A 14,618-nucleotide genomic window follows, 5' to 3' on the forward strand; every position below is an offset into this window, starting at 1 on the left:
GCCGAAGCTGCGGCAGGTGCGCACGATGGTCGGCATCGAGACACCGGCCTGCTGCGCGAGCTGCTCCACGGTGGCGGCGACGGCGGCGCGCGGATCCTCGATAACGCACTGGACCACGCTGCGCTGCGCGGCCGGCAGTTCGTCCATGCGCTCGCGCAGGCGCTGCAGCAGATGGACGGATGCGTTGTGGATCGCAGTCATCAGAAGCGCGTGCTGATGGCACCCGTGACCGCCATGTCGTCCTCGACCAGCGCCAGCCAGCGCCACTTGTCGAAGGTCGTACAGGGGTGCGAGATGCCGAGCGCCACCCGATCGCCGACCTGCGGCGCCGCGCCCGCGGGATCGAATCGCAGATAGGCATGCTGATCGTTGAGGGCGCTTATCTTCCAGCCGGCGGGCGTTTCGGCTGCCGTTCGCGCGCCGCGCGGCGCATGGCGCACCGGGATCGGCATCTCCAGGTCGTAGGAAATGTCGCGGCGTCCGCAGGTCAGCAGCGCCAGCCCGGGTTCGGGCACCGACTGCACCATCGCCCAGACTTCTAAGGCCGCGCGCAGCGAGGCGTCCAGCCCTTCGCGCTGCTCGACCTGCTTCAGGAAGCGCGCGTAGTTGCCGTTGTCGTGCGTGATGTAGCAGCCCGAGCGCAAGACGCCCTGCACCGGCCGCGACAAGCCCTGCGCGCGCAGCAGCGGCACGACCAGGTCGAAGACCGCCGAACCGCCGGCCGTGAGCATCACGGGGCCGTCGCCAAAGAGCTGCTCCGCATCGCATCGGCGGGCCACCTCCAGGACGCGGCCCACGAGTGCTGTGACCTCGCGCGCGTCGTGTTCGCTGTCGCAGCGGGCCAGCCCGCCTTCGTAGCACTCGATGCCCCTCAGCTGAACGGCCGGCGAGCGCGCGATGGCGGCGGCCAGCGCGAGCGCTTCTTCGAGCGTGCGGCAGCCGGTGCGCTGGCCGGGGATGCCGATCTCCAGCAGCACGTCGAAGCAGCGCCGGGAGTCCCGGCGCCTCGCCCAGTCCTCGATCAGCGCGAGCTGCGCGAGCGAATCGACCAGGAACCAGACCCGCAGGTCGTTATGGCCGGCGAGCAGCATGTCCAGCCCGTCGAGGTCGGCATCGCACAGCACCTGATTGGCGATGATGGCGTTGCGCGCACCCGCTTCGACGCCGACGGCGAGCTGGAAGATGGTGGCGAATGTCATGCCCCACGCGCCGCCGGCGAGTTGCTGCGCAAACAGCTCGGGCGACATGGTGGTCTTGCCGTGCGGCGCCAGCGCAATGCCCTTGCGCTGCGCATAGGCCTGCATCCACGCGATGTTGTGCGCGAGCGCGGAACGGTGGATGACGGCCAGGGGGTACGACAGGTCGTCGGCTAGCACGTTCCACCCTTTCTCGCCGATGTCGGCCGCGCGGCAGGGCGCAGCCTCGAGCGGATAGCTCTTGCTGCAGTGGTCGAGGATCGGATCTTGGGTCATGGTGTGCGAAGGTTACTCAAAGATCGTCGCGCCAGCAGGCATGCCAGTGGCCAGTCTGCACCTCGCGCAGCTGCATGTCGACACTCGCGCAGCGCGCCTCGGCCAGCGGGCAGCGGGTGCGGAACACGCAGCCCGAGGGCGGATTCGCCGGGCTCGGCAGGTCGCCCTGCAGCAACGGGACGACGCGGCGCTGGGCCGGGTCGGGAATCGGCGCCGCAGCCAGCAGGGCACGCGTGTAGGGATGGCGCGGATTCGCATACAGCGCCTCGGTGGGCGCGATCTCCAACACGCGGCCGAGGTACAGCACGACCACCCGATCGCAGAGGTACTCGACCACGTCGAGATCGTGCGAGATGAAGAGCAGCGTGAGGCCCAGTTGTTCCTTCAGCTCGCCGAGCAGGTTGACAACCTGGGCCTGGATCGAGACGTCGAGCGCCGACAACGGCTCGTCGGCGACGATGAACTGCGGCTCGACCGCCAGCGCCCGCGCGATGCCGATGCGCTGGCGCTGGCCGCCGGAGAACTCGTGCGGAAACCGATCGGCATGCTCGGGGCGCAGCCCCACCTGCTGCAGCAACTGCTGGATGCGCGGCTTGCGCGCCGCGCCCTTGGCAAGCCCGTGCGTGTCGAGCGCTTCGGCCAGCACTTCGCGGATGCGCATGCGCGGGTTGAGGCTCGCATACGGGTCCTGGAAGATGATCTGCACCTTCGATCGCAGCGGCCTGAACTGCGACTGCGACAGCCGCGCCAGGTCTTGCGGCGCGGCGTCGGAGCCCTGCGCCTGGTAGCGCATCTCGCCGCCGGTCGGGTCGACCAGACGGGTCAGCAGCCGGCCGATGGTGCTCTTGCCGGATCCCGATTCGCCGACCAGCCCCAGGGTCTCGCCCTTGCGGATGTCGAAGCTCACGTCGTCCACGGCACGCACCGGATGACTGCCTTTGCCGAAGTGCTTGGTCAGCTGGCGGATCTCGAGCAGGTTGTCGCTCGCCAATGTCGTGCTTGTCATGCGGCCAGTTCCTCGGTGAATCCGATGCAGCGGAGCATGCGCCCGCCCCCGCTGGTCTCGAGCATCGGCATGCGGGCATCGCAGGCCTCGCGACGGAAGCCGCAGCGCGGCGCGAAGGCGCATCCCGGCGGCGGTGCGAACGGGCTCGACACCTGGCCCGGGATTGCCACCAGTTGCGGGCGCTTGCCGGCAGCCACCGGCGTGCCGCGCCGCCGCGCCACGCCCGGCAGGCAGGCCAGCAGGCCGCGCGTGTACGGATGCTCGGGTCGCGCGAACAGGTCGTGCACCGGCGCCGATTCGACGATGCGCCCGGCATACATCACGGCCACCGCATCGGCGTACTGCGCGACCACGCCGAGGTTGTGGGTGACGAACAGCATGCTCATGCCGGTCTCCTTCTGCAGCCGGCCCATCAGCGCGAGGATCTGGGCCTGGATCGTGACATCGAGCGCGGTGGTCGGCTCGTCGGCGATCAGCAGGGTCGGGTTGCAGGCCATCGCCAGCGCGATCATCACGCGCTGCCGCATGCCGCCCGAGAGCTGATGCGGATACTCGTTGACGCGCTGCGCCGCGGCCGGGATCTCGACCAGTTCGAGCATGCGCTGCGCATGCGCGTGGGCGGCCTTGCGTTCCAGCTTCAAGTGCAGGCGCACCGACTCCGCGATCTGCTCGCCGATGGTCAGCACCGGATTCAGGCTGGTCATCGGCTCCTGGAAGATCATGCCGAGCTCGTTGCCGCGCAGCGCGCGCTTCTCGGCCTCGGGCATGTCGAGCAGGTTCACGCGTCGGCCGTCGCGCCTGACGAACCAGGCCTGGCCCTCGACCTGCGCATGCGAGGTCTTGGCATGCAGGCCCATCAGCGTGAGGCTGGTGACGGATTTGCCCGAGCCCGATTCGCCAACCAGCGCCAGCGTCTCGCCGGGGCGGATCGCGAACGAGACGTCGGCCACGCTCTGGATGCGGCCGGCCTCGGTGGCAAAGGAAGTCGACAGGCCCTGCACTTCAAGCCGGGGCGATGCAAGATTGTTCGGCTTCATGCGGCCTTCCTCAGCTTGGGGTCGAGCAGGTCTCGCACGCCGTCGCCAAGCATCTGCAGCGACAGCGCGGTGAGCACGATCGCGAGACCGGGGCAGAAGATGGTCCAGAAGGCGCGGTCGGCGTAGTCAAGGCTGCCCGCGATCATCGTGCCCCAGGTCGGGATGTCGGGCGGCACGCCGACACCGAGAAAGGACAGGCCCGCCTCGGCCAGGATGGCGTAGGCAAAGATGAAGGTCACCTGGACCAGGATCGGCGACATTAGGTTCGGCAGGATGTGCTTCCAGAGGATGCGCGGCGTGCGCACGCCGAGCGCCCGCGCCGCATCGACGAACAGCAGCTCGCGCAGCACCAGCGTGGTGGCGCGCATCACCCGCGCCACGCGCGGCGTGTAGACGATCACCAGCGCCAGCATCACGTTCCACAGCGAGACGCCGAGGATCGACACAAGCGCAATGCCGAGCAGGATGTCGGGGAAGGACATCATCGCGTCGACCACCCGCATCAGCGGTGCGTCGAGGCGGCGAAAGAACCCCGCGAGCATGCCCAGCAGCGTGCCGAACAGCACCGCACCCGCGGCCGTGATGACGCCGATCAAGAGCGAATAGCGCGCGCCGTGCACGATGCGCAGCATCACGTCGCGGCCCAGCTCGTCGGTGCCGGCCCAGTGGGCCAGCGAAGGCGCATGCAGGCGCTGGCCGATCTCGATGGCGCCGGGGTCGGCATCCGACAGCATCGGATACAGCAGCGCGACACCGACCACCAGCAGCAGCACCAGCGCCGCGGCGAGCACGATCTTGCGCGCGAACAAGCGGCGGGCCACCGGCATCGCACTGCCAAGCCAGGAAGAAAAATCGGCTCTCATTTGCCCTCCAGCCGGATGCGCGGATCGACCAGCGTGTAGATGAAATCGACGCCGAGGTTGATGAAGACGTAGATCGCCGCAATGACCAGCAGCGTGCCCTGGATCACCGGATAGTCGCGCCGGAGCACCGCGCGCACCACCAGGTTGCCGACGCCGGGCAGGTTGAAGACGGTCTCGGTCACGACCGTGCCGCCGATCATCAGCGCCAGCGTGAGGCCGAGCACCGTGACGATAGGCACCAGCGCATTGCGCAGCACGTGCTTGACCATGATCACGCGCTCGGGAAGGCCCTTGGCGCGCGCGGTGCGCACGTAGTCCTCGCCGAGGATGTCGAGCATCGAGGCGCGCGTGAAGCGGATGATCAGCGCCGAGTTGAGCAGGCCCAGCACCAGCGCCGGCAACAGCAGATGCTGCAGCCGCTCGTGCAGCGACGCGCTCGGATCGCCATAGCCCGAGGCCGGGAACCAGCCGAGCTTGACCGCGAAGAACTGGATCAGGATCAGGCCGAGCCAGAAGCTCGGGATGCTGGCGCCCAGCATCGCCACGCCGCTGACCGCCTGGTCGGCCGCGCTGCCGCGCCAGATGGCGGCCGCCATGCCGGCCGGGATGCCGATCAGTGCGGCGATGCTGACCGCGAACAGCGCCAGGAACAGCGTCGGCTCGGCACGCTCCAGCAGCGCCTGCGCCACCGGCCGCTGCAGGAACAGCGACTGGCCCAGGTTGCCCTGCAGCAGTTCGCCGACCCACAGCACGAACTGTGTCGTCAGCGGCTTGTCGAGGCCGTACTGGATGCGGGCCTTCGCGATGTCGGCGGTGGTCGCCTGGTCGCCTAGCAACAGCGCCACCGGGTCGCCGGAGGCCAGCCGGGTCAGTGCGAAGACCAGCACCGCGACGATGGCGAGCACCACCAGGGCCCCGGCCAGGCGGGTAAGCAAGAAGCGCAGCATGGAGCGTTCCGTGTCGGCTTACTTGGCCAGGCCGGTGTTCCAGAAGAAGGGCCAGATCGCGGGCGTGTAGCCCTCGAGCTTGGCCGAGCGCGCCGACAGCCCGTTGAACTTGCCGACCTCGATGAACGGCACCTCGTCATACACCGTCTGCTGCACCGCGCCCCACAGCGCGCCGCGCTTGGCGGCGTCGGATTCCTGGTTGAAGGCCTGCAATGTCGACTTCTTCGTGGCCGAATCCCACCAGCCCGGCGCGTCGTCGCCGAGTTGCGGCGGCGACAGCATCGGCTCGGGGAACAGGCCCGAATGCGTGAAGTACACATCCCACAGCTTGGCGTCGTTGCGCCGCTGCACCAGCGTGGCCCAGTCAACCACCTGCAGGTCGGTCTTGAAGCCGGCCTTCTTGAGCTGCTCGGACATGACCAGCGCCATGTTGTAGTGGAACTCGTACTGGCGGCTGGCCATGATGCGGATCGGCTGGCCGTTGTAGCCGGCCTTGGCGGCGGCTTCCTTGGCGGCCTGTGGGTTGCGCGTGTTGTAGGCATTGCTTCCGGCCGCTGCGTAGTACGGCGTGCCCTTCGGGAAGAAGTTCGGCTCGACCACGAAGAAGCGGTTGTCGCCAAAGCCGGCCGCCATCAATTCGCCCTGCCCGACCGCGGTCTGCACCGCGCGGCGCAGCGGCTGCGAGGCCAGCACGCCTTCCTTGGTGTTGAACACAATGTAGGGGAAGCCGAAGTTCTTGGTCACGATCGGCACCACCGCCGGCGCCCCCTTCTCGATCCGGCCGATGGCCTCGACCGGCAGCAGGTCGGCGTACTGGAACTGGCCCGAGAGCGAGCCTTCGACGCGCGTGTTGGCGTTTGGCACCGGCACGAAGCGCAGCTCGTCAAGCAAGGCTTCGCGGCGGCCGGCATAGCCGCTCGGCGCCTCCTTGCGCGCGCTGTAGCCGTCGAAGCGGCTCAGCACCGTGAACTGGTCGGGCCGGCGCTCCTTGAACTTGTAGGGGCCGGTGCCGATGAATTCCTTGAGCTGCGGCGCGATGCTTTCCTTGGCCATGATCGCGGCCATGCCGCTCGGCAACGCCAGTTGCGCCAGCAGCGGGGCATACGGGCTCTTCAGCTTGAGCTCGACGCTGAGCGAGCCCTTGGCGGTCAGCGACGCGACCTCCTTGCCGACCGACTTGCCGCGCGGCGAGAGTTCCATCCAGCGCTGCAGCGAAGCGACCACGTCGTCGGCGTTCAGGTCGCGCCCGTTGTGCAGCTTCACGCCCTTGCGGATCGCGATCGTGTAGGTCAGGCCGTCCTTCGAGACCACCGGCATGCCTTCGGCCAGCATCGGCGCCACGTTCCAGTTGGCATCGAAGGTGTAGAGCGGCTCGTAGACGTGCTGCATGATCGTGCCGACCAGGTCGGCGGTGCTGACCATCGGGTCCAGGCCCTGCGGCTCGCCGACCATCGCGAGGTTGGCGGCGCCGCCCTTGGGCAGATCGGCGTGCGCCACGCCGGCTCCCAGCCCCAGTGCTGCGGCGGCGGCGAGCGCCCCCGTGAACCGTCGCCATGGCGACGCGCGCAGGGGTTTCAACCAGGAGAAACCAGATGTGGCTACAGTGTTGGCGGACGATTGCATCGCGACTCCGTGAGTAATAACATTACATCGCCGATCGTATTTCTCTGCGATTTGTACGTCAAACAGGGGTTTACCCTTGTCTTTTCTGTAATTTTCTTACAAGTAGATTTTTGTTTATGTCCCACGTTGAAATGCTCGGCCAGTCGCCGATCGCCTCCGACCGCCAGGCCCGCCCGTTGTCCCCCGCCACGCGCGCAGGCGACTTCGTTTTCGTCTCCGGACAGGTGCCCACGGACGACCAGGGCCAGGTCATCGTCGGCGGCATCGAGGCCCAGACACGCCAGGTGTTCAAGCGCATCGAGCAGGCCCTCGCGCTGGCCGACTGCACGCTGGCCGACATCGCCAAGGTCAGCGTCTGGCTCAACGATGCGCGCGACTTCGGCAGCTTCAACCGCGTCTACATGGAATGCCTGGGCGACCATCGGCCGGCCCGTTCGACCGTCGAGTCCCGGCTGATGATCGACGCCAAGGTCGAGATCGACGTCACGGCCTACAAGCCGCGCGGCTGAGAACGCTTCACCGGAGCAGAAACCGATGACGCACGGACACCTCGTTGCCGTCGACTGGGGCACCAGCTCGCTGCGCGGCGCCCTGCTCGACGCCGACGGCCGCGTGCTCGAGGAGCAGAGCCACCCGCGCGGCATCCTGAACGTGAAGCCGGGCGGTTTCACCGCGGTGTTCGAAACGCTGTTCGCCGACTGGATGCGCCCGCACGGCACCCGCTGCATGATCTCCGGCATGGCCGGCAGCAAGCAGGGCTGGGTCGAGGCGCCATATTGCGCCTGCCCTGCCGGCCTGACCGAGGTGCGCCGCAAGATCCTCGAGATCGAACCCGGACGGATCTCGATGGTGCCGGGCCTGAGCGACAGCCACGACGGCGTGCCCGACGTGATGCGCGGCGAAGAAGTCCAAATCTTCGGCGCCATGGCGCTGACCGGACTGCGCGACGGCCTCTTCGTGCTGCCTGGAACGCACAACAAATGGGCCCGCGTGAAGAACGGCATGGTGACCGGCTTCCGCACCTTCATGACCGGCGAGTTCTATGCGCTGCTGAGCCAGCATTCGATCCTGGCCCGCACGCTCGACACCTCGGCCGCACTCGACGAGGCCGCCTTCCTGCAGGGCGTGACGCAGTCCGACAATGGCCAGGGCCTGCTGCACAACGCCTTCGGCGCGCGCACGCTGGCCCTGTTCGACCGCATGCCGGCGCGCGAGCTGTCGAGCTACCTGTCGGGCATCCTGATCGGCGAGGAACTGCGCACCCAGTCGGTCCACTCCGCGGTCGAGGTGGTGCTGATCGGCGCGCCCGCGCTCACGCAGCGCTACCTGCTGGCGCTGCAGGCCGCCGGCAACCAGGCACGCACGCTCGGCGCCGAAGCCACCTGGGCCGGCCATCACGCACTTCATTCCTCGAACCACAGAAGACCATGACCTCCGCAACGACCCGATTTTCCGCCGCCATGCAGGCACTTCCGCTGGTGGCGATCCTGCGCGGCCTGACGCCGGCCGAGGCGCCGGCCGTGGGCGATGCGATCGTCGACGCCGGCTTCCGCCTGCTCGAGGTGCCGCTGAACTCCCCGCAGCCGCTCGAAAGCATCGCGCTGATGCGGCAGCGCTTCCCGCAGGCATTGGTCGGCGCCGGCACCGTGCTGAACGCGCAGCAGGTGCGCGAGGTGCATGCCGCCGGCGGCGAACTGATCGTGGCACCCAATTTCAACGCCGAAGTGATCGCCGAAGCGGCGCGGCTGGGCCTCGTGAGCCTGCCCGGTGTCATGACCCCGACCGAGGCCTTCGGCGCCCTGGCCGCGGGCGCCACCGGACTCAAGCTCTTTCCGGCCGAGCTGGCCTCGCCGGCGGTGGTCAAGGCGATGCTCGCGGTGCTGCCGAAGGGCACGCCACTGATGCCGGTCGGCGGCATCACGCCGGACAACATGGAGGCCTGGCGTGCCGCCGGCTCGGCCGGCTTCGGCATCGGCTCGGCGCTCTACAAGCCGGGCAAGAGCGCGGCCGCGGTGCGCGAGGACGCACTGCGTTTCGTCGCCGCATTCCACCGCGCGCTGCGCACCTGAACCCACGTCGAGCCCAGCCATGTCCGCAGAATCCGACTACGCCAGCCCCGCCGTCCGCACCCTGCGCCAGGACCTCGCGCTCGCCTTGCGCGCCGCCGCGCACCACGGCCTGTCCGAAGGTGTGTGCAACCATTTCAGCGTCATGCTGCCGGGCACCCAGGACCGCTACCTGATCAATCCGCGCGGACTGCACTGGAGCGAAATCGGAGCCGACGACATCGTACTGATCGACGTCCACGGCGAGGTCCTTGCGGGCCGTCACCGGGTCGAGCCGACCGCCCTCTTCATCCATGGCGCGGTGCATCGGATCACGGGCCATGCGGTGGTGCTGCATTGCCACATGCCCTATGCGACGGCGCTGACGCTCACGGCCGATCGCGCGCTCGACCCGACCCTGAGCCAAAACGCGATGCGCTTCATGCACCGGATCGCGATCGATGCCGCGTACAACGGCCTGGCGCTCGACGACCGCGAGGGCGAGCGCATTGCCCGCGCGATGGTCGGCAAGGACATCGCCTTCCTCGCCAACCACGGCGTGGTGGTGGCTGGCGCCACCATCGCCCATGCCTACGACGATCTCTACTACCTCGAGCGCGCCTGCCTGCACCAAGTGATCGCGCAGTCCACCGGCCGGCCCTTGAAGCCGGTCGATCCCGCGCTGGCCGCGCACGTGGCGGCGCAGACCCAGGGCGAACGGGAGCAGTCCGAGCTGTTCTTCGAGGCCCTCAGGCGCCTGTTGYCGGCGCCGCGAATCGCTCAGCTCGCATAGGGCGGCGCCTCGGTCGACAGGCCCTGCTTGACCTGCCGGGTCAACGCGTCGGCCAGCACCTCGAACTGCCCGGCTTCGAGCGCCGCGAAGGTCTGCTGAACCACCTCGTCGGGCGAGGCCTTGGGGCCCGGGATCTTGCTCGTCATGTCGGTGTCCATGAAGGCGACATGCAGGCTCAGCACCTGCGTGCCCTGCTCGCGCAAGGCGGTGCGCAGGCCGTTGCTCAACGACCAGGCGGCCGACTTCGATGCGCTGTAGGTGGCGGAACCCGGCAGGCTGAGCCAGCTCAGGATCGACAGCACGTTGATGATCGCGCCGCCGCCGCCGGCGGCCAGCACCGGCGCGAAGGCGCGGGCCAGCGCCCAGGGGCCGAAGAAGTTGGTCTCGAACTCGGCCCGCGCCGCGTCGAAGCCGTCCACCGGGCCAAGCAGGCTCACACCGCGCGAAATGCCGGCGTTGTTGATCAGCAGCGTGACATCGCCGCACTCGCGCGCCGCGGCCTCGGCCTGCTCGGGCCGGGTGACGTCGAGCTCGATCGGATGGACGCCGGCCAGCGTGATGCTCTTGGGGTCGCGCGCGGCGGCGTAGACCTTCTTGGCACCGCCCGCGAGCGCGGCCTTCGCGAAGGCCAGGCCGAGGCCGCGGTTGGCGCCGGTGATGAAGACGACGGAGTCCTTGAGGTTCATGTTGAGCTTTCGAAACGGTTGATGAAAATCAGGAAGCCTGGCGCCGGCGCAGCAGCGCGCTCGTGCTGCGCGGCCAGCCGACGCGGCCGAACCAGGCCCCGCCGGCGATCGCCGAGGCGATGACGACGCCGTACACCACGAGCGCCGCGCCCTGCACCGCGAAGACGTGCAGCAGGTCGCCGCCCCAACGCAGCGCCAGCCAGCCCCCGACGCCGGCCACGATCAGGCGCGCGAGGTTGCCGAGCACGGGCCACAGCAGGCGGCCCGCGCCCTGCGACGCGAAGTACAGCACCAGCCCGACGCCGAAGAAGCCGTAGAACGGCCCGACCGCACGCAGGTACTGCGAGCCGGCCTCGAGCATCGCCGGATCGTTGCCGAAGAGCAGCAGCCATGGCCGCGGGAACAATGCCGCGGCCAGGCCGATCGCGCCCGAGAGCGCGAAGGCGATCGCCGCACCGGCCCAGGTGGCGCGCAGGGCGCGCTCGCGCTGCCCGGCACCGATGCAGGTGCCGACCATCGCGACCAACGGCGCGCCGAGGCCGAACACCAGCGGCACCAGCAGGTATTCGAGCCGCGACGCGGTGCCGTAGCCGGCGATCGCGCCCGGACCGAAGTGGCCCGTCAGCGCGGTCGCGATGCCGATCGACAGATTGGTGGCGATCGTGGAGACGGCGCCCACAAGACCGATGCGCAAGATGTCGCGGAACAACGGCCAACGGAAATGCACCTTCGCCCACGACGGCTTCAGCAGGCTGCGCGACGATCGCAGATAGACCCACAGCGCGAGCGTGCCGCCAAGGTAGTACACCAGCAGCGCCACCGCGCCGCCCGCGATGCCGAGGCCCGGGATCGGGCCCCAGCCGAAGATCAGCAGCGGCGACAGCGGGATCAACACGGCGACGCCAGCCACCGTGACGTTGGCCGGCACCGCCATGTTGCCGGTGCCGCGCACCACCGCGGCCAGCGAGTTGAACAGCCACACCAGCACCGCGCCCGAGAACGCCACGTGCGAATAGATCAGGGCCGCTTCGAGCGACGCGCCGGTGCCGCCCATCAGCGTGAACAGCCAGCGGCCGCCGAGCAGCATCGCCAGCATGAACAGCAGGCCGAAGCCGATCGCGATCGCGATCGCGTGCAGCACCAGCGCGTCGGCATCGTCGCGCCGGCGCGCGCCCAGCGCGCGGGCGATCGAGGAGGCGATGCCGCCGCCCATCGCGCCGGCCGAGGTCATCTGCATCAGCATCACGATCGGGAACACCAGCGCCATCCCGGCCAGCGCGTCGGTGCCGAGCTTGCCGACGAAGAAGGTCTCGATCAGGCCGACCGAGGCCTGCGCGACCATCACGACCACGTTAGGCGCGGCCAGCCGCAGCAGGGTCGGAACGATCGGCGCCTCGAGCAGCCGCCGGGTCCGCGGGTCCAGGACCGTCATGCCAACGCCCTTCCCGCCAGCATCGGCCGCGCCTCGCGGATCGGCAGGTTGACCAGCGCCGCGCCGACCGCCAGCACGATGTCGATGTACCAGACGATGTCGTAGCTGCCGGTGGCCTGGAACACATAGCCGCCGAGGAAGGCGCCGAGGAAGCCGCCGACCTGGTGCGCCAGCATCACGATGCCGAACAGCATCGCCATGTTGGCCGGGCCGAACATCTTGGCGACCAGGCCTGCGGTGGGCGGCACGGTCGACAGGAAGGTCACACCCATCACGGCCGCGAAGACCAGCATCACGGCCGGCGTCTTGGGCGCCAGCAGGAAGATCAGCACCGCGAGCCCGCGCGTTGCATAGAGCAGCGCCAGTAAGGACTTCATGCGCCAGCGACCGACCGCCCAGCCCATCGCCAGGCTGCCGACGATGTTGAAGAGGCCGATCATGCCGAGCGCCCAGCCGCCGATCTCGGGCGGCAGGCCACAGGCGGCGACCACGCCCGGCAGGTGGGTGGCGAGGAAGGCGACATGGAAGCCGCAGACCAGGAAGCCGAGGCTCAGGTAGCGGTAGCTCGGCGTTGCGATGGCCTGGCTGATCGCCTGGCGCGCGGTCAGCGGCCGGTTGCCGCTGGCGGCTGCCGATTGCGCGGCGAGCTGCTTCGAGTTGCCCTTGAGCACCCACACCGCCGGCAGCGCCAGCAGGATCAGGATCGCCAGCCATTGCATCGCGCTGGCCCAGCCGACCGCGGCCATCAGCCCGATCGCGATCGGCGCCATCGCGAACTGGCCGAAGGAGCCGCCCGCGTTGACCACGCCGGTGGCCAGGCCGCGCTTGTGCGCCGGCACCAGCCGCGTGGTGGCCGCCATCAGCACCGACGGCCCGGCCATCCCGGCGCCGCCCGCGGCCAGCACGCCGATGGCGAATATCAGGCCGGCGGTGCTGGTCATCAGCGGCGTGATGAAAGTACCCAGCGCCACCAGCAGCACGCCGAAGAAGATCACGCGGCCGGTGCCGATGCGGTCGGCCACGGCGCCGGCGAAGGGCTGCGTGAGGCCCCACCAGAGCTGGCCGAAGGCGAAGGCCAGGCTGATGCTGCCGATGCCCAGGCCGGTCGCGGTGTTGAGCGAGGACAGGAAGAGTCCCATCGTCTGGCGCACGCCCATGGTCAGCGCGAAGGCGCCGGCCGCGGCCAGCAGCACCAGCCAGACGGCATGGCGGGCAACGGGCGTCGTGCCCGCGGTGGTCTTGTCATTCATCGAACTCTCCTTCGGCGATCTCGTCCGTGCCCTGCAGCAGGGCGATGCTCTCGTCGACCAGCTGGTGCAGCGCCAACACGCGCTCGACGCCGAGCAGCGCGTTGAGCTTTTCCTGGGCGTCGCGCCAGTGGCGCTGCGCCTCGCTGCGCTTCCGGCGGCCGTCGTCGGTGATGGTGACCAGTTGGCTGCGTGCATCGGGACCGTCGCCCTGCGCGAGCCAGCCGGCGACGATCATCGGCTTGAGGTTGCGCGTCAGCGTCGAGGCGTCGACCCCCATCGCCTTCGCCAAGTCGACCGGACGGATCGGTCCGAGGTGCAGCACATGCGACAGCAGCGAGTACTGCGTGGTCTTGAGGCCGCTCTTGGCGACCTCGGCGTCATAGAGGCGCGAGACTTGCCGCACCAGGTGCCGCAGCCTGAAATTGGTACAGCCCTGGGGCTTTGCGATGGCGTTCATGGCTACAATTGTAGCTACAATCATTGCATATGCAACTGTTAGGGGAAACCGAATGTCATCGACCGAACAACTGAGCGCCTGGATCGCTGAGGAAGCGGCCATCACCGAACGCCTGGATGCGGGGCCCGGTCCCGGCGTGGCCCGGCCGGAGCAGGTCGCGGGCAAGACCGGCCTCGAGATGCTGCAAGCCATGCTGCGGGCCGAGATCCCCTATGCCGCGATCGCCAAAACGCTGTCCTTCCAGCTGATCGAGGTGAGCCCCGGGCGCGCGGTATTCCAGGGCGCGCCGAAGGCCGAGCACCTGAATCCGCTCGGCACCATCCATGGCGGCTGGTTCGCGACGCTGCTCGATTCAGCGCTGGGCTGCGCCGTGCACACCCTGATGCCGGCCGGCCGCGGCTACACAACCGCCGAACTCGGCGTGAAGCTGGTGAAGGCGCTGACGCCCAAGGTGCAGCGCGTACGCGCCGAAGGCAAGGTGCTGCACTGCGGACGGCAGCTGGCGACCGCCGAGGCCCGCATCGTCGGTGCCGATGGCACCCTGTACGCACACGCCACGACCACCTGCCTGGTGTTCGAACTGCCGAGCCGCCGAGGCGATTAAGCCTCAGATGTCTGGGTGCATTGAGCGAGCGCCCAGGAACCGACAGTGATAATGATTCGCATTGACGCTCGCGAGTCGCGGGCGCCGATGCCGATCATCCTCACTGTCCCTGGAGACGCTTCATGACCGCACGCCCTCGCGCGACCGCCCGCGCGACCCTCGCGCTGGGCGCAACCGCCCTCTTCCTGCTGGCCGCCGCCCTGCCGGCCCACGCCGCCGGCGAAGTCACGCTCTACACGACCCGCGAGCCGGGCCTGATCCAGCCGCTGCTGGCCGCCTTCAGCGCCCAGAACGACATCAAGGTCAACACTGTGTTCGTGAAGGACGGCCTGCTCGAACGCGTCAAGGCCGAAGGCGCCCGCTCGCCGGCCGACGTGCTGATGACGGTCGACATCGGCAACCT

The 14,618-nt window shown here is 68.9% G+C and carries 15 protein-coding genes and 2 pseudogenes; 6 read left to right on the forward strand and 11 right to left on the reverse strand.

All coding sequences use genetic code 11. The features are described 5' to 3' along the window. The 7 genes and pseudogenes from AC1DY5_RS17910 to AC1DY5_RS17940 all read right to left on the reverse strand — a co-directional run. Positions 1-201, reverse strand: a pseudogene (locus tag AC1DY5_RS17910) (RpiR family transcriptional regulator); the annotation flags it as partial. Continuing rightward, positions 201-1,472 carry an amino acid deaminase gene (locus AC1DY5_RS17915; RefSeq protein ID WP_478113448.1) on the reverse strand — a complete coding sequence of 424 codons (1,272 nt, stop codon included), beginning with the start codon at positions 1,470-1,472 and terminating at the stop codon, positions 201-203. The gene AC1DY5_RS17915 and the pseudogene AC1DY5_RS17910, both read right to left, overlap by 1 nt. A 16-nt stretch (positions 1,473-1,488) precedes the next feature. Then, a complete protein-coding gene (locus tag AC1DY5_RS17920) occupies positions 1,489-2,478 on the reverse strand; it encodes an ABC transporter ATP-binding protein (protein ID WP_478113450.1) in 990 nt (329 codons plus the stop codon). Further along, positions 2,475-3,515: an ABC transporter ATP-binding protein gene (locus AC1DY5_RS17925; RefSeq protein ID WP_478113452.1), complete on the reverse strand. Its 1,041-nt coding sequence runs from the start codon at positions 3,513-3,515 to the stop codon at positions 2,475-2,477. Before AC1DY5_RS17925 ends, AC1DY5_RS17920 begins: the two co-directional genes overlap by 4 nt. Next, entirely contained in the window at positions 3,512-4,378 is an 867-nt protein-coding gene (locus AC1DY5_RS17930; protein WP_478113454.1) for an ABC transporter permease, read from the reverse strand. The genes AC1DY5_RS17925 and AC1DY5_RS17930 overlap by 4 nt, the downstream gene beginning before the upstream one ends. Continuing rightward, positions 4,375-5,325, reverse strand: a complete 951-nt coding sequence (locus tag AC1DY5_RS17935) for an ABC transporter permease (RefSeq protein WP_478113456.1) — start codon at positions 5,323-5,325, stop codon at positions 4,375-4,377. The genes AC1DY5_RS17930 and AC1DY5_RS17935 overlap by 4 nt, the downstream gene beginning before the upstream one ends. Before the next feature lie 18 nt (positions 5,326-5,343). After that, complete coding sequence (locus tag AC1DY5_RS17940; protein ID WP_478113458.1) at positions 5,344-6,948, reverse strand: ABC transporter substrate-binding protein; 1,605 nt, start codon at positions 6,946-6,948, stop codon at positions 5,344-5,346. A 116-nt stretch (positions 6,949-7,064) separates the two neighbouring features. Between AC1DY5_RS17940 and AC1DY5_RS17945 the strand changes: the two genes are divergently transcribed. From AC1DY5_RS17945 to AC1DY5_RS17960, 4 genes are read left to right on the forward strand one after another with little or no spacing between them, the layout of a single operon-like run. Next, positions 7,065-7,457 (forward strand): RidA family protein, encoded by a 393-nt coding sequence (locus AC1DY5_RS17945; protein WP_478097372.1) that lies wholly within the window; start codon positions 7,065-7,067, stop codon positions 7,455-7,457. Positions 7,458-7,482: 25 nt separating this feature from the next. Then, on the forward strand, positions 7,483-8,379 hold the full coding sequence (locus AC1DY5_RS17950) for a 2-dehydro-3-deoxygalactonokinase (RefSeq protein WP_478113460.1): 897 nt from the start codon (positions 7,483-7,485) through the stop codon (positions 8,377-8,379). Beyond that, positions 8,376-9,017: a 2-dehydro-3-deoxy-6-phosphogalactonate aldolase gene (locus AC1DY5_RS17955; RefSeq protein WP_478113461.1), complete on the forward strand. Its 642-nt coding sequence runs from the start codon at positions 8,376-8,378 to the stop codon at positions 9,015-9,017. Before AC1DY5_RS17950 ends, AC1DY5_RS17955 begins: the two co-directional genes overlap by 4 nt. A gap of 19 nt (positions 9,018-9,036) precedes the next feature. Beyond that, the gene (locus AC1DY5_RS17960) at positions 9,037-9,786 is read left to right on the forward strand and encodes an aldolase (protein ID WP_478113463.1); all 750 of its coding nucleotides are present in this window, start codon (positions 9,037-9,039) and stop codon (positions 9,784-9,786) included. On the opposite strand, the gene AC1DY5_RS17965 is transcribed toward AC1DY5_RS17960, so the two are convergent. From AC1DY5_RS17965 to AC1DY5_RS17980, 4 genes are read right to left on the reverse strand one after another with little or no spacing between them, the layout of a single operon-like run. Continuing rightward, a complete protein-coding gene (locus AC1DY5_RS17965) occupies positions 9,774-10,472 on the reverse strand; it encodes an SDR family oxidoreductase (protein ID WP_478113464.1) in 699 nt (232 codons plus the stop codon). The two genes, AC1DY5_RS17960 and AC1DY5_RS17965, sit on opposite strands and share 13 nt — an antisense overlap. A 28-nt stretch (positions 10,473-10,500) precedes the next feature. Next, positions 10,501-11,904 carry an MATE family efflux transporter gene (locus AC1DY5_RS17970; protein WP_478113466.1) on the reverse strand — a complete coding sequence of 468 codons (1,404 nt, stop codon included), beginning with the start codon at positions 11,902-11,904 and terminating at the stop codon, positions 10,501-10,503. Then, entirely contained in the window at positions 11,901-13,154 is a 1,254-nt protein-coding gene (locus AC1DY5_RS17975; RefSeq protein ID WP_478113468.1) for an MFS transporter, read from the reverse strand. Before AC1DY5_RS17975 ends, AC1DY5_RS17970 begins: the two co-directional genes overlap by 4 nt. After that, positions 13,147-13,611, reverse strand: a complete 465-nt coding sequence (locus AC1DY5_RS17980; protein ID WP_478113469.1) for a MarR family winged helix-turn-helix transcriptional regulator — start codon at positions 13,609-13,611, stop codon at positions 13,147-13,149. The genes AC1DY5_RS17975 and AC1DY5_RS17980 overlap by 8 nt, the downstream gene beginning before the upstream one ends. 52 nt (positions 13,612-13,663) lie before the next feature. Here AC1DY5_RS17980 and AC1DY5_RS17985 point away from each other — a divergent pair, with 52 nt between their 5' ends. Both AC1DY5_RS17985 and AC1DY5_RS17990 read left to right on the forward strand, forming a co-directional pair. Continuing rightward, positions 13,664-14,215 (forward strand): PaaI family thioesterase, encoded by a 552-nt coding sequence (locus tag AC1DY5_RS17985; protein WP_478113471.1) that lies wholly within the window; start codon positions 13,664-13,666, stop codon positions 14,213-14,215. A gap of 122 nt (positions 14,216-14,337) precedes the next feature. Continuing rightward, a pseudogene (locus AC1DY5_RS17990) lies at positions 14,338-14,618 on the forward strand (iron ABC transporter substrate-binding protein); the annotation flags it as partial.

The organism is Variovorax sp. P4_D9, from assembly GCF_056401695.1.